General features: G+C 67.4%; 12 protein-coding genes. 9 read left to right on the top strand and 3 right to left on the bottom strand.

Annotated features, from left to right (window positions below; all coding sequences use genetic code 11):
• Window positions 1-22: 22 nt before the first annotated feature.
• Window positions 23-448: a rhodanese-like domain-containing protein gene (locus tag NP80_RS10605; protein ID WP_006410607.1), complete on the bottom strand. Its 426-nt coding sequence runs from the start codon at window positions 446-448 to the stop codon at window positions 23-25.
• A gap of 110 nt (window positions 449-558) precedes the next feature.
• Here NP80_RS10605 and ftrA point away from each other — a divergent pair, with 110 nt between their 5' ends.
• From ftrA to NP80_RS10580, 5 genes are all read left to right on the top strand, one after another.
• Window positions 559-1,533: a transcriptional regulator FtrA gene (gene ftrA / locus NP80_RS10600; RefSeq protein WP_006406156.1), complete on the top strand. Its 975-nt coding sequence runs from the start codon at window positions 559-561 to the stop codon at window positions 1,531-1,533.
• Between the two features lie 126 nt (window positions 1,534-1,659).
• The gene (locus tag NP80_RS10595; protein ID WP_006406157.1) at window positions 1,660-3,114 is read left to right on the top strand and encodes a M20 family metallopeptidase; all 1,455 of its coding nucleotides are present in this window, start codon (window positions 1,660-1,662) and stop codon (window positions 3,112-3,114) included.
• Between the two features lie 87 nt (window positions 3,115-3,201).
• The gene (locus NP80_RS10590) at window positions 3,202-4,311 is read left to right on the top strand and encodes a malate/lactate/ureidoglycolate dehydrogenase (RefSeq protein WP_006410601.1); all 1,110 of its coding nucleotides are present in this window, start codon (window positions 3,202-3,204) and stop codon (window positions 4,309-4,311) included.
• Between the two features lie 13 nt (window positions 4,312-4,324).
• Window positions 4,325-4,726 (top strand): TfoX/Sxy family protein, encoded by a 402-nt coding sequence (locus NP80_RS10585; protein ID WP_006410611.1) that lies wholly within the window; start codon window positions 4,325-4,327, stop codon window positions 4,724-4,726.
• A 277-nt stretch (window positions 4,727-5,003) separates the two neighbouring features.
• Window positions 5,004-5,582: an NnrU family protein gene (locus NP80_RS10580; protein WP_006410594.1), complete on the top strand. Its 579-nt coding sequence runs from the start codon at window positions 5,004-5,006 to the stop codon at window positions 5,580-5,582.
• Between the two features lie 100 nt (window positions 5,583-5,682).
• On the opposite strand, the gene NP80_RS10575 is transcribed toward NP80_RS10580, so the two are convergent.
• A complete protein-coding gene (locus tag NP80_RS10575; RefSeq protein ID WP_006410604.1) occupies window positions 5,683-6,420 on the bottom strand; it encodes a sulfite exporter TauE/SafE family protein in 738 nt (245 codons plus the stop codon).
• An 811-nt stretch (window positions 6,421-7,231) separates the two neighbouring features.
• Window positions 7,232-7,747, bottom strand: a complete 516-nt coding sequence (locus NP80_RS30775) for a hypothetical protein (protein ID WP_139094081.1) — start codon at window positions 7,745-7,747, stop codon at window positions 7,232-7,234.
• Here NP80_RS30775 and NP80_RS10570 point away from each other — a divergent pair.
• The 4 genes from NP80_RS10570 (at window position 7,722) to NP80_RS10555 (ending at window position 21,059) form a co-directional block, all read left to right on the top strand.
• A complete protein-coding gene (locus NP80_RS10570; RefSeq protein ID WP_045593435.1) occupies window positions 7,722-15,836 on the top strand; it encodes an Ig-like domain-containing protein in 8,115 nt (2,704 codons plus the stop codon). The genes NP80_RS30775 and NP80_RS10570 overlap by 26 nt on opposite strands.
• A 225-nt stretch (window positions 15,837-16,061) precedes the next feature.
• Window positions 16,062-17,669, top strand: a complete 1,608-nt coding sequence (locus NP80_RS10565) for a TolC family protein (RefSeq protein ID WP_006406168.1) — start codon at window positions 16,062-16,064, stop codon at window positions 17,667-17,669.
• Window positions 17,662-19,890: a type I secretion system permease/ATPase gene (locus NP80_RS10560; RefSeq protein ID WP_045593434.1), complete on the top strand. Its 2,229-nt coding sequence runs from the start codon at window positions 17,662-17,664 to the stop codon at window positions 19,888-19,890. The genes NP80_RS10565 and NP80_RS10560 overlap by 8 nt, the downstream gene beginning before the upstream one ends.
• Window positions 19,887-21,059, top strand: a complete 1,173-nt coding sequence (locus NP80_RS10555; RefSeq protein WP_006406170.1) for a beta-barrel domain-containing protein — start codon at window positions 19,887-19,889, stop codon at window positions 21,057-21,059. The genes NP80_RS10560 and NP80_RS10555 overlap by 4 nt, the downstream gene beginning before the upstream one ends.
• The last annotated feature ends 57 nt before the right edge of the window (window positions 21,060-21,116 follow it).

The raw sequence follows: 21,116 nt of genomic DNA, 5'->3' as shown, positions 1-21,116 counted from the left end.
CAATTGATTGTTGCGTTTTCGATCACGGTCGCGGCGAATCGGCCGTTTCGGATCGCGTATCGTTGCTCAGCGCGAAACCTTCGTCGCGCCAGCCCGTGATGCCGCCGATCATCAGCTTGACCGGCCGGCCGAGCCACGCGAGGCGGCTCGCGGCGCGTGCGGCGCCGTTGCAGTGCGGCCCCGCGCAGTAGACGACGAACAGCGTGTCGCGCGGATACCCGGCCAGCTTGCCCTCCACGATCTTCCGGTGCGGCAGGTTCAGCGCGCCGGGCACATGGCCGGCCGCGAACAGCTCGGGGCTGCGGACGTCGAGCAGCACGAAGTCCGGCGCGCCGGACGCGAGCGCGTCGTGGACGTCCCAGCAGTCGGTCTCGAAGCGCAGCGACGCGTCGAAGTGGGCGAGCGCGGCGGCGCTGTCGGCGGCAGGAACGTCGGTCACGAAAGACATGGGCAGGTTCTCCTCGAAAAGGGCGCGATGTGCGCGATCGGAGGCCAGTATCGCGGTTTCGCGCGCCGCGCGGCAGTGGCGCGATCGACAAGTTCCGGTAACATCGCGTCATGAAAAATCATCGCGTCGTCGCGCTGGCCTACGACCGGCTCTGCACCTTCGAATTCGGCTGCACGGTCGAACTGTTCGCGCTCGACCGTCCGGAACTCGGCGTCGACTGGTACCGCTTCGCGGTGTGCGCGAGCGAGCCGGGGCCGGTGCGCGCGGCAGGCGGCATCACGGTCGCCGCGCCGTACCGGCTCGCGATGCTCGATCGCGCAGACACGATCGTGATCCCCGGCTGGCGCGATGCGGACGAACTGCCGCCGGAACCGCTGCTGAAGAAGCTGCGCGCCGCGCATCGTCGCGGCGCGCGGCTCTGTTCGATCTGCTCGGGCGTGTTCGTGCTGGCGGCGGCCGGCGTGCTCGACGGCCTCACCGTGACGACGCACTGGCGCTACGCGGAGAAGCTGCAGGCGCGCTATCCGGCGCTGCGCGTGAATCCCGACGCGCTTTACGTCGACGAGGGGCAGATCATCACGTCGGCCGGATCGGCGGCCGGCCTCGACATGCTGCTGCATCTGGTGCGACGCGATCACGGCGGTGCGATCGCGAACCGCGTCGCGCAGCGTCTCGTGCTGCCGCCGCATCGCGACGGCGGACAGGCGCAGTTCGTGCCGCGCCCCGTTGCGCCGGGCGGCACCGACCGGCTCGCGAAACTGATCGACTGGATGCGCGCGCACGCGGCCGAGCCGCATACGCTGGCATCGCTCGCCGCGCAGGCCGCGATGAGCCCGCGCACGCTGCAGCGGCAGTTCGCGGATGCGACAGGGATGTCGCCGCTCGCGTGGCTGATTCGCGAGCGCGTGAATGTCGCGAAGGATCTGCTCGAAACGCATCCGGCGCTGTCGCTCGCGCAGGTTGCCGCGCGGGCAGGCTTCGGTTCGGAAGAATCGCTGCGCCGGCATTTCCGGCGCATCGCGGCCACGAGTCCGGCCGCTTATCGGCGCGGCATGGATCGCGGCGCGCGACGCTGGGACGCCTGACGACCGCGTGGCGCCGCGCGCGCCGACCGCCCGCGCAGCGCGCCGCCAAGCACCCGCAAACGGCCGCCGCAGGCGGAGCATCGGCGTATCATCTGGATTTTCGTCAGCCCGATCCAGGCACCCACCATGACCTCCGTCGACACTACCCCCGTCCTCGACCATGACAAGCTCGTCACCTTTATCGAGCGCAAGTGGAACGATGAAATCCTCCACGCCCTGACCGACTACATCGCGATTCCCGCGAAGAGCCCCGCATTCGATCCCGACTGGGCGAAGCGCGGCTATCTCGAGCGTGTCGTCACCGACGCCGCGCAGTGGGCCGAACGCCAGCCGGTGAAAGGGCTGAAGCTCGAGATCGTCCGTCTACCGGGCCGCACGCCCGTGATCTTCTTCGAGACGCCCGCGACGCGTTCGGGCAGCACCGACACGATCCTGCTGTACGGCCACCTCGACAAGCAGCCCGAATTCGACGGCTGGCGCGCCGATCTCGGCCCGTGGACGCCGAAGTTCGAGAACGGCAAGCTGTACGGCCGCGGCGGCGCGGACGACGGCTACGCGATCTATGCGAGCCTCGCGGCGCTCGGCGCGCTCGACGAGCAGGGCGTCGAACGGCCGCGCTGCGTCGGCCTGATCGAAACCTGCGAGGAATCGGGCAGCTACGACCTGCTGCCGTACGTCGACGCGCTGCGCGACCGGCTCGGCCAGGTATCGCTCGTCGTCTGCCTCGATTCCGGCGCCGGGAACTACGACCAGATGTGGCTGACCACGTCGCTGCGCGGGCTCGTGTCCGGCGACCTGCAGGTCGAGGTGCTCGAGGAAGGGATTCATTCGGGCGTGTACGGCGGCATCGCGCCGTCGAGCTTCCGCGTCATGCGTCAGCTGTTCGAACGTCTCGAGGACGCGAAGAACGGCAACCTGCTGCCGCGCGTGTTCCATTGCGAGATTCCGGCCAGCCGCCTGCGCGAGGCCGACGCGGCCGCCGCGATTCTCGGCGACGCGGTGTGGAAGGGATTGCCGTGGGCATGCGGCGCGGACGGCAAGCCGGTGCTGCCGACCACGACCGATCCGCGCGAGGCGCTGCTGAATTCGACGTGGCGGCCGTCGTTGTCGGTGACCGGCGCGGCGGGCCTGCCGGCGCTGGCCGATGCGGGCAACGTGCTGCGGCCGCGCACCGCGTTCAAGCTGTCGCTGCGCCTGCCGCCGCTCGTCGACGCCGCCCAGGCCGTGCAGCAGCTGAAGGAACTGCTCGAAGTCGATCCGCCGTACAACGCGAAGGTCACGTTCAAGCCCGATGCCGGCGCGGCCACCGGCTGGAGCGCACCCGATCTCGCGCCGTGGCTCGCGTCGTCGCTCGACGCCGCGTCGCGTCGCCACTTCGGCGCGGACTGCGCGTATATGGGCCTCGGCGGCACGATCCCGCTGATGAACGTGCTGCAGGAAGGCTTCCCGTCCGCGCAGTTCATGGTGTGCGGCGTGCTCGGGCCGAAGTCGAACGCGCACGGGCCGAACGAGTTCCTGCACGTGCCGTATGCGAAGAAGCTCACGGCGGCAGTGGCGGACGTGATCGCGTCCGCGCGCTGATGCGCTCGCGGCGGCCCGGGCGTCGGGCCGCCGCCGTCTGCCGTTCGATTCGTTTCATTCACTCCCCTCGTCCCGACGGAGACGCCGATGACCGTGCCGCCGACTGCCGACACCGACCTGCTGCGCATGGGCGCCGATCCGCTGCATGCCTTCGTCGCCGCGCTGTGGGAGCGGGCCGGCAGTCACGCACGCGAAGCGCGGCTCGTCGCCGATCATCTGGTCGGCGCGAATCTCGCGGGCCACGATTCGCACGGGATCGGCATGATCCCGAACTACGTGGCGGCGTGGCGCGAAGGAGGGCTGCGCCTGAACGGCCATGCCTCGATCGTGCGCGACGGCGGCGCCGTGCTGACGATCGACGGCGGGCGCGGCTTCGGCCAGGTCGTCGCGTTCGAGGCGATGGTCGAAGGCATCGAGCGCGCGCGGCGCATCGGCATCTGCGCGATCGGCCTGCGCGAGGTCCATCATCTCGGCCGGATCGGCCACTGGGCCGAGCAGTGCGCGCGTGCGGGCCTCGTATCGTTTCACTTCGTCAACGTGCCGGGCGACCTGCTCGTCGCGCCGCTGCACGGCACCGATGCGCGTTTCGGCACGAATCCGTTCTGCGCCGCGTATCCGCGCGCCGGCAAGCCGCCGCTGCTGCTCGACTTCGCGACGAGCGCGATCGCGTACGGCAAGACGCGCGTTGCCTACAACCAGGGCCGGCACGTGCCGGCCGGTTCGCTGATCGACCATCGCGGACAGCCGACCGACGACCCGGCCGTGATGCACGTGCCGCCGTTCGGCGCGCTGCTGCCGTTCGGGCTGCACAAGGGCTATGCGCTCGCGGCGATGTGCGAAGTCTTCGGCGGTGCGCTGGTGGGCGGGCATACGACGTATGCCGAAACCGTGCAGAAGACGAGCGCGATCGTCAACGGGATGCTGTCGGTGCTGATCGACCCCAATGCATTCGATGCGGCCGATGCCGCGCGCGAAGCCGACGCGTTCGTCGACTGGGCGAAGGCGTCGCCGCCGGCGGGCGACGAGCCCGTGCGCGTGCCGGGCGAACCCGAGGAAGCGAGCCGCGCCGCGCGCACGGCAGCCGGCATTCCGGTCGACCGCGCGACGTGGCGGCAGATCCGCGACAGCGCAGCCGCGGTCGGCTTCGACGAAGCGGAGCTCGATGCGTGGACGCAGCGCTGCTGCGTCGGCGCCTGAGCAGGCACACGCGATGAGCTGGCAGGCGGAGAAGGCACGCGGCGACGAGATCGCGTATCAGTTGTCGAGTCTCGGCGCGGTGACGGTCACGCGATTGTTCGGCGGCGCGGCGCTGCGGCTCGACGGTGTGATGTTCGGCTTCGTCGCGCGCGGTTCGCTGTTTCTGCGTGTCGACGACGTGAATCGCCCCGCGTTCGTCGCGGCCGGCATGGGGCCGTTTTCGTATGCGGGGCGTACGCGGACCGTCGCGCTCGACGGCTATTACGAAACGCCGGCCGACGTGCTCGAGGATGCCGGCGCGCTGTTCGACTGGTGCCGCAGCGCGTATCGCGCAGCGCTGCTCGCCGGGCCGCCGAAGGGGCGCACGCGCGCGGCACCGAAAGCGAAGCGCGTGACGGCGCGCAAGCGCACGTGATCGCCGTCGCGTCTGCTGTTTTCGTCGCTTTCGCTGAAACTCGCTGAAGCGCGCGCGTGCCCGCACTTGCCAGGTCGCTCGGCCAACGCGGCCCGCATCGGCGATCGAGCGGTGATGGGCCGCGCTTCACAATGACGGCCGCGCCGTTTATGATCGGCGCGGGCCGCTCCCGACGCAGCGGCGCGCCCATGCCGGCCGCGCAGCCGGCCCGCGAACGGCGCATCGAACGCCGCGCGGACGTCTTTCCCCCAATGACCCTTCCAGACGGAGACAGCCGATGCTGGTCCTGATTGCCGGTTTAGCGATCTTCCTCGGTGTGCACTCGATCCGGATCGTCGCCGAAGGCTGGCGCGCCGCGATGATCGCGCGATTCGGCGCCAACGGCTGGCGGGCCCGTTTTTCCATCGTGTCGATCGTCGGCTTCGTGCTGATCGTCCGCGGCTACGGCCTCGCGCGCGAGAACGCGGCGCTGCTGTGGGTGTCGCCCATCGGTGTGCGTCATCTGACCGGCATGCTGACCGCGATCGCGTTCGTGCTGCTCGCCGCCGCGTATGTGCCGCGCAATCGCATCAAGACGCTGGTCGGGCATCCGATGGCCGCCGGCGTGATGGTCTGGGCGATCGCGCATCTGCTCGCGAACGGTACGTTGCATGCGGTCGTCCTGTTCGGCGCGTTCTTCGTGTGGTCGCTCGCCGACTTCGTCGTGTTGCGCGCGCGCGATCGGCGCGATGGCGTCCGGTATCCGGCGGGCGGCCTCGCCGGCGACGTCGGCACGGTCGTCGCCGGGCTCGTCGCGTGGGCGGTGTTCGCGTCGTTCCTGCACGGCTGGCTGATCGGCGTGCGGCCGTTCGGTTGAGCGGCCTCTGGCGCGTTCGCGCGCTTGCGCGGAAGGGCTCATCCGCGTCGCCTGGCGGCGCGCCGGCAGGCGACCATCGCCGCCGTGCCGCCGCGCCGTCTCAGATCGGCTTGACGAACAGCGCGACGGTCAGCGCCGCGCCGATACAGACGATCGCAATGCGCAGCATGCGTTCGTTGACGCGATGCAGTGCCCACGTGCCGAGCAGGCCGCCGACCACGGCGCCGCCGCCGAGCGCGAGTGCTGCGCCCCAATGCAGCTGCGGCGACGTCACGAACAGCACGACGGCCGACGCATTCATCACGCCCGCGAGCGCATTCTTCGTCGACGTCGCGTGACGTGGCGACAGGCCCGCCATCGTCAATGCGGCCATCATCAGGAAACCGATGCCGCCGCCGAAATAGCCGCCGTAGATTGCAATCAAAAACTGCGAGATCGCGGCCGCGACAGGGCCGATATGCGCGGCTTCGCCGGCCGGCCGGCGAAAGAAGCTGCCCCACGCGAACAGCACCGTCGCGAACAGGACGAGCCACGGCACGAGCCGCGAGAAGATCGACGACGGTGTTTTCAACAGCAGCAGGCCGCCGAGTGCGCCGCCGACGACGCTGATCGCGAACAGCGCACGAAACGGCAGCTTGCCGGCCCCGCGCACCATACGGCGGCTCGCCCAGCCGGTAGCGACCTGCGCCGGGAACAGCGCGACTGTCGACGTGATATTCGCGGCGAGCGGCGACATGCCGAACACGATCAGCGCCGGCAGCGTGACGAACGAGCCGCCGCCCGCCAGGGCGTTTTGCAGACCGGCCCACAGACCGGCGAGGATGACGAGCGCAAGCACGATGGATGAACCCGAATGCCGAGAGTGGCCGCTTGACGGTGCTGCGTGCCGCGCGGGGATGAGCGATGGTAATTCAGGACAGCGGCGCATGCACTTCGGGCGTGAGCGGATGGCGGGTTTTTGTGCGAATGCCGGAGTGGCGAGGCACCTGCGCGTCGCGTGAAGTTTTGGAGTGCGCTCCGACTGGCGTTATCGCCGGGGATTCGTTACTTCGATGAATTAATCCAGACGGAGATTTTGTTATTCGCTGCTTCGCTTGAATTAATGGAGAAGCGGTGAGGGGGCGTTTCTGCACGGCATTGAACAAAAATCCAAAGGGGTTGGGTGGTTTTCATTTTCGATTCGGAAATTATCTCGGTTGCCTTTATATGAAGTATCTAAGTGATTGTTGACTGGTTTTTCATTGCCTGGTGTCTCCGGCTGAAAGAAAGTAACGAGATTGTCGATCGATTCGGTATTTTTTGCCGAGCCACGGCCGACAAACTGTTATTCAGTAAAAGCTTACCGATATGTTCCTTTTGCCTTACGGTTTTAGGGTTTTAAAAGGTGGCAACGCCAAGTACGCATCGCGCCCCCTACGCTCGCGCAGCCCCGGCCGGCGCCGATCGCGGCGTTAAATCTGGTGATAAACGTATTCACATTTTGCGATTTACAGGGGGCGAAATGCTTGCGTCGACAAGCCGACAGCCGACTCAATCTTGCAAATTGTTTATCTTTTTGCTTTTCACGGAAGCGGCCGGAAAGAAGGAATGAAAATATTTGTAAAAACGTCGCCGAAGTGCAATCATGTCTATGAAAGACCGGTGTAATCTCAATACAGGCACGAGGCGGGCACGATAAGGAAGCTTGTGCGCCGCAACAAGTCGCTTCTTAAAAGCGCATTGTTGGTGATTCGCGATAACAGTCGATACAAAAATGTGGCGAGGGCGTAGAGATGCACATTCAATATCAAACCAGCATTCGTCGTGCGGCGAATATCCGCTGCATCGGGGCCGGCGAACCGCGGTATGCCGGTGATTCGAATCGCGGCTTCAACGCCGTGCTGATTCGAAAGGCCAACGGTATCGATTGCGGCCCGGACGGTTTCCTGAGTCCGTAGCCCACTCTCCCTTTTCTTTCTTCTCGATTCAGTCGTATGCCGCTTCGCGCGAGCGGCGGACTCGTCACGTCCGTACGGCGCGGCCGTCCGTCTTGCGCAAGGCGAGTCGCGTTGCGGCCGCGCCGGCCGCGACCGTGTGTCCGCATGATCGCCCGCACGATGCGGGCCGGCGTTTTGCCACACCATTAGAAGGAGTTCGGCAATGGTTTCCTCGTCCGTCTTGAGCAATCACGTCGATGTCCCGGTCGCTGCCGGCGCGCAAAGCGCATCGTCGCCCGGCGGTCCCGCCAATTTCCTGCTATCGGCTCATAAAGAGGACGTCGCCAATTACGCGCGGTCCGGGAACGACCTGATCGTCGAATTCAAGGATGGCCGGACGCTGCGCGTGCAGGCGTTCTTCGAAAACGGCGCCGATTATCACAATCTCGTGTTCGTGCAGGACGACGGGCGTTTTCTCGTCCACTTCGGCTCCGCGCTGCAGGCGAGCGGCGACGGCATCGTCGAGTCGGCTGTCGCATATGCGCCGATCGGCGACGGGCTGTCGACCGGCGCGCTGCTCGGGATACTCGGAGGCGTTGCGGCGGCCGGCGGGATTGCGGCGGCTGCGGCCAGCGGCGGGGGCGGCGACGGCGGCGGCTCCGGTGGCGTGGGCGGGTTGGGCGGCGGCTCGGCGCCCGGACGGCTCACGATCGAGTCGGTTGCAGAGCAGTCGATCGGCGGAAACGCGAGCGTCGTGACGCGTCACGGCACGCCGACGATCACGGGCTCGGGCGCGCAGCCGAACGCGAAGGTGACGATTTTCATCGATGGACAGCCGGTCGGAACGGTGACCGCCGATGCCGGCGGCCGCTGGTCGTACACACCCGGCACGCTGCCCGACGGCAGCCATCAGATCTCGGTCACGCAGACCGACGCCAACGGCACTAGCAGCGCGCCGGCTGCAGTCGGCGTGGTTGTCGACACGGTGGTGCCGGGCGCGCCGGCGATCACGGCCGTCAGCGACGATGCGCAGCATCCGATCGTCAGCGGCGGCGCGACGAACGATACGACGCCGACGCTGAGCGGGACGGCCGAAGCCGGCAGCACGATCAACGTCTACGACGGTACGACGCTGATCGGTACGACGACGGCCGATGCGTCGGGGCACTGGACCTTGACGCCCGCCGCGGCGCTCGGTGAGGGCGTCCACGCGATTACGGTCACGGCGACCGACATCGCCGGCAACGTCAGTGCGCCGAGTGCGGCGTTCGGTCTGACGATCGATACGACGGCGCCGGTTGCGCCGACGGTGAATCCGACGGATGGCACGTCTCTGTCGGGCACGGCGGAAGCGGGCGCGACGATCCAGATCGATACGAATGGGGATGGCGTGGCGGATGCGACCGTGACGGCGGACCCGAGTGGCACGTGGACGTATACGCCTTCCACGCCATTGCCTCTCGGCACGCAGATCGGTGTGACGGCAAGCGACGCGGCGGGTAATACGAGTCCTGCCGCATCGGTGACTGTGACCGGCGATGTCACGGCGCCTGCTGCGCCGGTTATTACTGGTGTGACAGACGACGTTGGTTCGGTCCTCGGCGCAATCGTTTCCGCAGGCAGTACCGACGACACGACGCCGACGCTCACGGGTACTGCGGAGGCGGGCAGCACGATCAATGTTTACGACGGCACGACGTTGTTGGGCACGACGACGGCAGATGCATCAGGGAGCTGGAGTTTTACACCTACGACGGGCCTCGGTGAAGGCACGCATAGCTTGACTGTCACGGCAACGGATTCGTCGGGGAACGTCAGTGTGCCGAGTGCGGCGTTCGGTCTGACGGTGGATACGACTGCGCCTTCGGCTCCGACGCTGAATCCGACGGATGGTACTTCTCTGTCGGGCACGGCGGAAGCGGGCGCGACGATCCAGATCGACACGAATGGGGATGGCGTGCCGGACGCGACGGTGACGGCTGACCCGAGTGGCGCGTGGACGTACACGCCGTCGACACCGCTGCCTGTCGGCACGCAAATCGGCGTGACTGCCAGCGACCCAGCCGGCAACACAAGCCCGTCTGCGACTGTGACGGTGACCGGCGATGTCACGGCACCGGCAGCGCCAGTTATTGCGGGCGTGACCGACGACGTTGGTTCGGTCCTTGGCGCAATCGTTTCCGGGGGCAGTACCGACGATACGACGCCGACGCTCACGGGTACCGCGGAGGCGGGCAGCACGATCAATATTTACGACGGCACGACGTTGCTGGGCACGACGACGGCGGACGCATCGGGCAACTGGAGCTTCACACCTGCGACTGCCTTGGGCGAAGGTGCACATAGCCTGACGGTCACGGCAACGGATTCATCGGGCAACGTGAGCACGCCGAGTACCGCGTTTGATCTGATGGTGGATACGACGGCACCGGCTGCGCCAGCGGTGAACGCGACGGATGGGACGTCGCTGTCCGGTGCGGCCGAAGCCGGCGCAACGATCCAGATCGACACGAATGGCGACGGCACGCCGGATGCGACCGTCACGGCCGATGCGAGTGGCACGTGGACGTATACGCCTTCGACGCCGTTGCCGGTTGGTACGCAAATCACCGTGACCGCCAGCGATGCTGCCGGTAACACGAGTCTGCCTACATCGGTGACAGTGACTGGCGATGTCACGGCGCCGGCAGCGCCGGTTATTGCGGGTGTAACCGACGACGTTGGCTCAGTCACGGGCGCAATCGTTTCGGGTGGTAGCACGGATGACACGACGCCGACCTTGAGCGGTACGGTCGAAGCGGGGAGCACGATCAACGTCTACGACGGTACGACGCTGCTCGGCTCGACGACGGCCGACGCATCGGGCAACTGGAGCTTCACGCCGGCGAGCGCATTGGGCGAAGGTGCACATAGCCTGACAGTCACGGCAACGGATTCGTCGGGGAACGTCAGTGTGCCGAGCGCGGCATTCGATCTGACAGTGGATACGACTGCGCCTTCGGCTCCGACAGTGAACCCGACGGACGGGACCTCTCTGTCGGGCACGGCTGAAGCCGGCGCGACGATCCAGATCGACACGAACGGCGACGGCACAGCGGATGCAACGGTAACGGCCGATCCGACCGGCGCATGGACCTACACGCCCGCGACACCGCTGCCCATTGGCACGCAAATCGGCGTGACGGCAAGCGACCCAGCCGGCAACACGAGCCCGTCTGCAACTGTGACGGTGACCGGCGATGTCACGGCACCGGCAGCGCCAGTTGTTGCGGGCGTGACGGACGACGTTGGTTCGGTCCTTGGCGCAATCGTTTCCGGCAGCAGCACCGACGATACGACGCCGACGTTGAGCGGTACGGCTGAAGCGGGCAGCACGATCAACGTCTATGACGGTACGACGCTGATCGGTACGACAACGGCCGATGCATCGGGCAACTGGAGCTTCACGCCGGCGAGTGCATTGGGCGAAGGCGCACACAGCTTGACGGTCACGGCAACGGATTCGTCGGGCAACGTGAGCACGCCGAGTGCGACATTCGATCTGACGGTGGATACGACTGCGCCTTCGGCTCCGACAGTGAACCCGACGGACGGGACCTCTCTGTCGGGCACGGCTGAAGCCGGCGCGACGATCCAGATCGACACGAATGGCGACGGCACACCGGATGCGACGGTGACGGCTGATCCGACCGGCGCATGGACGTACACGCCCTCGGCACCGCTGCCTGTCGGCACGCAAATCGGCGTAACGGCAAGCGATGCGGCGGGCAACACGAGCCCGTCTGCATCGGTGACGGTGACCGGTGATGTCACTGCGCCGGTGGCGCCGATCATTGCTAGCGTGACCGACGACGTTGGTTCGGTTCTTGGCGCAATCGTTTCCGGTGGTAGCACGGATGACACGACGCCGACGTTGAGCGGTACGGCCGAAGCGGGCAGCACAATCGACGTCTACGACGGTACGACGCTGCTCGGCACGACGACGGCCGATGCATCGGGCAGCTGGACCTTTACGCCGGCGACTGCATTGGGCGAAGGTGCACATAGCTTGACGGTCACGGCAACGGATTCTTCGGGCAACGTGAGCACGCCGAGTGCGGCGTTCGATCTGACGGTCGATACGACCGCGCCGGCTGTGCCGACGGTGAACCCGACGGATGGCACTTCTCTGTCTGGTACGGCGGAAGCAGGCGCGACGATCCAGATCGACACGAATGGTGACGGCACGCCGGACGCAACGGTGACGGCCGACCCGAGCGGTGCATGGACGTACACGCCTTCGACGCCGTTGCCTGTCGGCACGCAAATCGGGGTGACGGCCACTGACGCAGCCGGCAACACGAGCCCGTCTGCAACTGTGACGGTGACCGGCGATGTTACGGCGCCTGCTGCGCCGGTTATTACTGGTGTGACAGACGACGTTGGTTCGGTCCTCGGCGCAATCGTTTCCGGTGGCAGCACCGACGATACGACGCCGACGCTCACGGGTACCGCAGAGGCGGGTAGCACGATCAGCGTTTACGACGGCACGACGTTGCTGGGCACGACGACGGCTGATGCATCGGGCAACTGGAGCTTCACGCCGGCGACTGCATTGGGCGAAGGCGCACATAGCCTGACGGTCACGGCAACGGATTCGTCGGGCAACGTGAGCACGCCGAGCGCGGCATTCGATCTGACGGTTGATACGACCGCACCTTCGGCGCCGACGGCGAATCCGACGGATGGCACTTCTCTGTCCGGCACGGCCGAAGCAGGCGCGACGATCCAGATCGACACGAACGGCGACGGCACGCCGGACGCAACGGTTACAGCCGATCCGACCGGCGCATGGACGTACACCCCCTCGACGCCGCTGCCCATCGGCACGCAAATCAGTGTGACGGCCACCGACGCAGCGGGCAACACGAGCCCGTCTGCATCGGTGACGGTGACGGGCGATGTGACGGCGCCTGCTGCGCCCGTTATTGCTGGTGTGGCCGACGATGTTGGTTCGGTCACGGGCGCAATCGTTTCCGGTAGCAGCACCGACGATACGACGCCGACGCTCACGGGTACCGCAGAGGCGGGTAGCACGATCAGTGTTTACGACGGTACGACGTTGCTCGGCACGACGACGGCCGATGCATCGGGCAGCTGGAGCTTCACGCCCGCGAGTGCATTGGGCGAAGGTGCACATAGCTTGACGGTCACGGCAACGGATTCGTCGGGCAACGTGAGCACGCCGAGTACCGCGTTCGATCTGACGGTGGATACGACGGCACCGGCTGCGCCGGCGGTGAACGCGACGGATGGGACGTCGCTGTCCGGTGCGGCCGAAGCCGGCGCAACGATCCAGATCGACACGAATGGCGACGGCACGCCGGATGCGACCGTCACGGCCGATGCGAGTGGCACGTGGACGTATACGCCTTCGACGCCGTTGCCGGTTGGTACGCAAATCACCGTGACCGCCAGCGATGCTGCCGGCAACACGAGTCTGCCTACATCGGTGACAGTGACTGGCGATGTCACGGCGCCGGCAGCGCCGGTTATTGCGGGTGTAACCGACGACGTTGGCTCAGTCACGGGCGCAATCGTTTCCGGCGGCAGCACCGACGACACGACGCCGACGTTGAGCGGTACGGCGGAAGCGGGCAGCACGATCAACGTATTCGACGGTACGACGTTGCTCGGCACGACAACGGCCGATGCATCCGGCAACTGGACCTTTACGCCGGCGACTGCATTGGGCGAAGGCGCACACAGCCTGACGGTCACGGCAACGGATTCGTCGGGCAACGTGAGCACGCCGAGCGCGGCATTCGATCTGACGGTGGATACGACCGCACCTTCGGCGCCGACAGTGAATCCGACGGACGGCACGTCTCTGTCGGGCACCGCCGAAGCAGGCGCAACAATCCAGATCGACACGAATGGCGACGGCACACCGGATGCGACGGTGACGGCTGATCCGACCGGCGCATGGACGTACACGCCCTCGGCACCGCTGCCTGTCGGCACGCAAATCAGCGTAACGGCAAGCGATGCCGCGGGCAACACGAGCCCGTCTGCATCGGTGACGGTGACCGGTGATGTCACTGCGCCGGTGGCGCCGATCATTGCTAGCGTGACTGACGACGTTGGTTCGGTTCTTGGCGCAATCGTTTCCGGTGGTAGCACGGATGACACGACGCCGACGTTGAGCGGTACGGCCGAAGCGGGCAGCACGATCAACGTCTACGACGGTACGACGCTGCTCGGCACGACGACGGCCGATGCGTCGGGGAACTGGACGTTCACGCCGGCGGCGGGTCTCGGTGAAGGCGCACACGCGATTACGGTGACGGCGACCGACGCATCGGGCAACGTGAGTGTGCCGAGCGCAGCATTCGATCTGACGGTCGACACGACCGCTCCGTCGACCCCGACCGTGAACCCGACGGACGGCACCTCTCTGTCCGGCACGGCCGAAGCAGGCGCGACGATCGAGATCGACACGAACGGCGACGGCACGCCGGACGCAACGGTCACAGCCGACCCGAGCGGCGCATGGACCTACACGCCCACGACACCGCTGCCCATCGGCACGCAGATCGGCGTAACGGCGAGCGACCCAGCCGGCAACACGAGCCCGTCCGCAACTGTGACCGTGACCGGCGATGCCACGGCCCCTGCGGCACCCGTTATCGCGAGCGTGACCGACGACGTCGGTTCGATCGTCGGCGCACTGACAAACGGCGCATCGACCGACGATACGAAGCCGACGCTCACGGGCACGGCCGAAGGCGGCAGCACGATCAACGTCTACGACGGTACGACGCTGCTCGGCACGACGACGGCCGACGCATCGGGCAACTGGACCTTCACGCCGACCACCGGTCTTTCGGACGGCGCGCACGCGCTGACCGTCACCGCGACCGACGCGTCCGGCAACGTCAGCACGCCGAGCGCGGCGTTCTCGATCAACGTCGACACGGTCGCGCCGACCGCGACGGCAACGCTCACGACGCTCACCGACAACACCGGCGCACCGAACGACTGGGTCACGGGCGATACGACGCCGATTCTCGGCGGCACGCTGAGCGGCGCGCTCGGTGCGGGCGAAGTCGTGCAGGTCAGTCTCGACGGCGGCGCACACTGGAGCGCGGCGACCGTTAACGGCACGAACTGGACGTGGTACACGGACGGCGTCCTTGCGGCGGCGGACTATACGGCGACGGTGCGTGTCGTCGACGCGGCCGGCAATATCGGCGGCTCGTCGCAGCAGACGTTCACGATCGATCCGAACGTCGCGCCGGTCGTCTCTGCGCAAGCATCCGGCAACCTGCTCGGGATCGTCGGCGCGAACCTGCTGGACCTGATCGACCTGGGTACGCAGCAGGCGTTCGGCGCATCCGACTACAACAACAACATCGATCACGTCACGCTGCACTACGGCGGGCTGCTCGGGCTCGGCGCGCTGCATTTCGGCGCGAACCAGGCACTCGCGAACGAGCTCGGGCTGAGCTTCAACGTCGTGAACAACAACGGGATCCTCGGCGTGATCGGACCGTCGTCGGACATGACGATCACCGCGGCGGACGGCGGCGCGATCGACAACCTGAAGCTCAACGAGTTTCTCGGCTCGATCACGTTGACGGGCGGCGCGATCAGCATCAGCGCGCTCGACAGCGTGACGATCTCCGCGACCGACAAGACGGGACTGTCCGCCTCGGCGACGGCCGGCCAGTTGCTGAACGCGAACCTGCTCGGCTCGTCGCAGTCGACGTCGATCGTCGAAGGCACGCAGAACGGCGACACGGTCAACGGCACGTCGGGCAACGATCGTCTGTACGGCTACAACGGAGACGACGTGCTGAACGGCGGCGACGGCAACGATCTGCTGCGCGGCGGCGCGGGCAACGACACGCTGAACGGCGGAAACGGCAACGACATCCTGATCGGCGGCGCCGGCGACGACACGCTGACGGGCGGTGCCGGCACCGACGTGTTCCTGTGGGAGGTCGTCACGCCGGCAGACAACACGGGCGGGAACGGTCACGACGCGATCACCGACTTCCAGCTCGCGAGCGGCCCGTCCGACACCGGCGGCGACAAGATCGACCTGTCGAAGCTGCTCGTCGGCTACACCGCGGATGCCGACGGCCCCGCGCACTACGTCGACGGCGTCCCGACGATCGACTCGGGCGACACGATCGGCCAGTACCTGAACGTGACCAACGTCGGCTCGGATACGGTGATCAGCATCGACCGCGACGGTGCCGGCACCGCGTTCGGTTCCGAAACGCTCGTCACGCTGAACAACGTGACGACCAACCTGGAGACCCTGCTCGCGAACCATCAGATCATCGTCTGACCGTCACGCCCGGGGAGGCCGGCCTGCCTCCCCGACCGGACGCGCGCGCTCGCCGTCGAAGCGCGTGCGTCCGGCAATCGATCGTCCCGGCATGACGCGGGAACCTGATTCGCCGAATGGTACGCCGTCGGCGTCCTGATGATGCACAAGACAACCGCTCGTTTCAGATTCGTCCGGTGCCGCGCCGAGCGCGCGGCCCACACCGTTTCGCTTTCAGGCCACCTGTTGTTCGCCGCTGCCTGGCTCGGCATCGCGCCCGCCGTGTCGGCGTCGCCGCCGCTGTCCGCCGGCGGACTTTCCGTCGCGGCTACCACGGCCGCACGATCGAATGCGTCGGTCGTGCCGCTGCCGAGCGCGTTGCCGCCCGCCGCGCCGCACCGTTTCGATGCGCCGCCGTTGCCGCGCGCGATGCCGGCCGACCCGATGCGGCGCATCGTGCTGTCGAACCTGTCGCGTGCGTTTGCGTCGTCCGACGAGCTGCCGCCCGTACGACCGTCGCGCGACGGCGTGACGACGATCACGCCCGATCCGGATCCAATCGACGGCGCCCTCGATGCGCCCATCGACACGCCGCCCGTCGCGGACGCCGCCGGCGCGTCGGACGACACGCTGCGCATCGCGCTCGACGATCTGTCGCTGCGCGATGCGGTCGGCATTGCGATTGCACGCCATCCGGATATCGGCCGCGCGAACGCGGAAGTCGCGCAGAGTACTTCCGAAGTCGAAGTCGCGAAGGCCGCGTGGTATCCGAAGATCGACTACGGCGTGCGTCCCGGCTACGGCGGCAGCTTCGGCAGCAACGGCAATCGCACCGGCACGCGCGCGTCGATCGGCGTATCGCAACTGCTGTACGACTTCGGCCGCACGTCGAGCCGGATCTCCGCGGCCGACTCGACGCTGAGCCAGCGCCGCTTCCAGCTCGCGGACACGATCGAGACGGTCGCGTATCAGACGGCGTCGACGTTCATCGAGCTCGCCGCGAGCCAGGACGTGATCGCGGCCGCACAACGTCAGGTCGCCGCGCTGACCGAAACGCGCGCGAAGATTCTCGATCGCGTGCGCGCGGGCCTGTCGGTGTCGTCGGACCGCAATCTCGTCGAACTCGCGATCCTGCACGCACAGGCCGAAGTGCTGAAGGCGCACACGCGCTTCGACGTCGCGGCCGCGAAGCTGACCGAGCTGATCGGCGCGCGCCCGCGCCGCGTCGCGGGTCTCGGCGGGACGGTCGGTTTCGTCGGCGGGCTCGGCAGCATCGGCGGCAACGTCGAGCACACGCCGTCGGTGCTCGCGGCGGAAGCGGCAGTCGACGCGGCCGACGCGCGTGTGCGGCTCGCGGAAGCGGAGCGCTTTCCGTCGATCGGCATCGGCGCGAGCCGCGCGATTTCGAGCGGCCGCCCGAACGCGAGCAACGACACGTGGATCGGGCTCGCGGTGAGCGGCAACTACTCGCTCGGCGGCCTCGCGAAGCATCAGATCGCGGCAGCCGAAGCGGAGTTGCGCGCGAGTCGCGAGAGCCTCGAGAACCAGCGGCTCGTCACACGCAGCGCGCTGAAGGCCGCGCAGATCGAAGTGTCGGGCGCGGCTGCGCGCCGCGCGAGCTACGAGAAGGTGATCGCGCTGTCGCGCGCCTCGCGCGACCTGTACTGGCAGGAATACATCCTGAACAAGCGCACGCTGACCGACGTCGTGAATCCGGAACGCGACATCTTCGAATCGGAGGTCGAGTGGATCAATGCGCTTGCCGACGGCTCGATCGCGCGCGTGAAGGCATACGTCGCGGTCGGCAAGTTCGTCGAACTGCTGCGTGAACAAGAAGGGAGCCGTCATGAATGATGCGTTTCGCCCCGCGCGCGACAGCTGCGTGGACCTTGCGCGCTGGGTCGACCCGCTGTTGTTTGCGGCCCGTCATCTCGGGCTGACCGTATCGCCGGAACAGGTTCGCGGCACGGCCGCGTGGGCGGCCGGTTCGGAGCCCGATACCGCGATCGTCGACATCGCGGCAGCCGCCGGGCTGGCCGCGCAGTTCGTCGAGCTGCCGGTCGCGAAGCTGACGTCGACGATGCTGCCGGCGCTCGCCATGATCGACGAAGTGCACGTCGGCGTGATCGTGTCGATCGCGGCCGGGCGCGCGATCGTGCAGTTCGCGATCGACGGGCAACCGGTCGAGCGCGCGATCGACGTGAACGCGCCGGCGCCGACGTGGGCCGCGCGCGTGCTGCTCGTGCAGCGGTCCGTTCCGATGCGCGACGCGCGTGTCGACGACTACCTGTCCGCGAAGCCCGATACGTGGCTGCACGACCTGTTCGCCGCCCAATGGAAAGTGTTGCTCGATCTCGGCGCCGGTTCGCTGTTCGGCAATCTGCTCGCGATCGCGACGTCGCTGTTCGCGATGCAGGTATGGGACCGCGTCGTGCCGGCGCGCGCGACGCACACGCTATGGGTGCTGGCATCCGGCGTCGCGCTCGCGCTCGTCCTCGAGCTGGTGCTGCGCACCGCCCGCGTGTCGATCGCCGATCACTTCGGCAAGCAGGCGGACCTGAAGCTGTCGGCGATGTTCTTCGCGCGCGTGCTCGACATCCGTAACGACGCGCGGCCACGCTCGCCCGGCACGCTCGTCGCGCAGCTGCGCGATCTCGAACAGCTGCGCGAGCTGCTGACGTCGAGCACGATGGGCGTGCTGATCGACATCCCGTTCGTCGTCACCTTCCTGTTCATCATCTGGATGCTCGGCGGCCCGCTCGCGTTCGTGCCGCTCGCGGCGATTCCGCTGCTGATCCTGCCGGGCGTGTTCGCGCAGATCCCGCTCGCGAAGCTGTCGAACCAGGGCCTTGCCGAATCGGCGATGCGCAACGCCATCCTGATGGAGTCGATCTATCGCGCGGAAGACATCAAGGCATTGCAGGCCGAACCGCGCTTCCGGCAGCTCTGGGACCACACGAACCGCGTCAATGCGGACGTCGGCCTGCGACAGCGCCGCATCGCCGGGCTGCTCGTCAATCTGGCGCAGACAGTGCAGCAGCTCGCGTACGTCGGCGTGCTGATCGCGGGCGTGTACGGCATTCTCGATTCGAGCCTGTCGTTCGGTGCGGTGCTCGCGTGCTCGATTCTCACGAGCCGCACGATCGCGCCGCTCGGACAGATTCCGGCCGTGCTGTCGCGAATCCAGAACGTGCGCGCCGGCAAGAAGGGTCTCGACAATTTGCTCGCGCTGCCGGTCGATCACGATCCGGCCGCCGATGCGTATCACCGGCCGTCGCTCGTCGGCCGCTATCGGTTCGAGGACGTCGCGTACAGCTTCGATCCGCAGGAGAAGACCGTGCTGAACGTGCCGAAGCTGTCGATCGAGCCGGGCGAGCGGATCGCGATCCTCGGCCGCGTCGGCGCCGGCAAATCGACGCTGCTGCGGCTGCTCGGCGGCCTCGCGACGCCGGTGCAGGGCCGCATCCTGTTCAACGACACGCCGCTGCCGCTGATCGACGTCGCCGACGTGCGGCGCGACGTCGGCATGCTGCTGCAGGAGTCGAGCCTGTTCTACGGGACGCTGCGCGAAAACCTGCTGATCGCGAATCCGCTCGCGACCGACGACGCGATCCTGGCCGCGATGAAGGTCGCGTGCGCGGATCAGTTGCTGCTGCGGCAGCCGCACGGCCTCGACCTGAAGCTGCGCGAAAGCGGCCTCGGGCTGTCGGGCGGCCAGAAGCAGGCGCTGATGCTCGCGCGCGTGATCCTGCGCGCGCCGAACGTGCTGCTGCTCGACGAGCCGACCGCGTCGCTCGACGATGCAACGGAGCGCGCGATCGTCGAGCGGCTGCGGCAGTGGCTCGGCAACCGGACGCTGATCGTCGCGACGCACCGCTATCCGGTGCTGTCGATCGTCGACCGCATCATCGTGATCGACGGCGGCCGCATCGTGCGCGACGGTCCCAAGGACGAAGTGCTGCAGGCGCTGCGCGGCCATGCGGCGACGGCCGCGCAATCGGGCGCGGCCGCTGCGCGCGCGGCGGCCGGCGACGGCGGTTCACTGCCGCCTGCTATCGCGGAGGAGGCACGATGAGCGATTTCACGTGGTCGGCGCGCGGTGCGCGCGAAGCGGCGCATGCGCGCCCGGTGCTGTGGCTGATCGTCGCGGCGCTATTCGTATTTCTCGTCTGGTCGGTGTTTGCGGGGCTCGACGAAGTCGCGGTCGGCGAAGGGAAGGTGACGCCCGCATCGAAAGGGCAGATCATCCAGAGCCTCGAAGGCGGCATTCTGTCGGAACTGGCCGTGCGCGAGGGCGACGTCGTCGATGCGGGGCAGACGCTCGCGACGCTCGATCCGGTGCTCGCGCGTTCGTCGATGGAGGAGACGCTCGAGCGCATCACCGCGTTGCAGGGTCGCGCTGCGCGGCTGCATGCGGAGATGAACGATTTGCCGAGCGTCGCGTTTCCGGCCGAACTGGCGAACGAGAAGGCCGTGACCGAGCGCGAACGGCAGCTGTTCGTCGCGAACCGGCGCGCGTTTCGCGAAAACGTCGCGAACCTGCGCGAGCAGCTGCGTCTCGCGGAGGAGGAGCTGCGCATCGCGCTGCCGCTGCTGAAGACCGGCGCGACGAACGAGGTCGAGGTGCTGCGGCTGCGGCAGAAGGCGGCCGAGTTCTCGACGAAGCTCGCGGCGACGCAGAGCGAGTACTACGTCGCGCTGAAAGCCGACTATTCGAAGACGATGGCCGATCTCGAGCCGCTGCTGAAGGTGCGTGAAGGGCGGGCCGACCAATTGCGGCGCACGGTGATCCGCTCGCCGGCGCGCGGCATCGTGAAGGACATTCGCGTGTCGACGGTCGGCGGCGTCGTGCAGCCGGGCGGCGTGCTGATGGAGATCGTGCCGCTCGACGATCAATTGCTGATCGAGGCGCGGCTGAGCCCGCGCGACATTGCCTTCATTCATCCGGGCCAGGAAGCGACCGTGAAGATCACGGCGTTCGAGCCGTCGATCTACGGCTCGCTGCCGGCGAAGGTCGAACGGATCTCGCCCGATACGATCGAGGACCAGGTCGATCGCCGCGTGTACTACTACCGCGTCTACGTGCTCACGCAGCACGCGTATCTGGAAACGCGCGACGGCAAGCGGCATCCGATCCTGCCAGGGATGGTCGCGACCGCGGAAATCCGCACCGGGCGCCGGACGGTGTTCGAGTATCTGGTCAAGCCGCTGAATCGTGCGGCCGAGGCGCTGCGCGAGCGATGAGTGCGGGCGTGCGGGCCGTGAAGCCCGCCGTTCGCGGCATGCGCGGCTACGCCACGG

The organism is Burkholderia multivorans ATCC BAA-247, assembly GCF_000959525.1.
Classification (GTDB): Bacteria; Pseudomonadota; Gammaproteobacteria; order Burkholderiales; family Burkholderiaceae; genus Burkholderia; species Burkholderia multivorans.
Note: the sequence above shows the minus strand (reverse complement) of the source record. Positions and strands in the feature narration are given on the sequence as shown.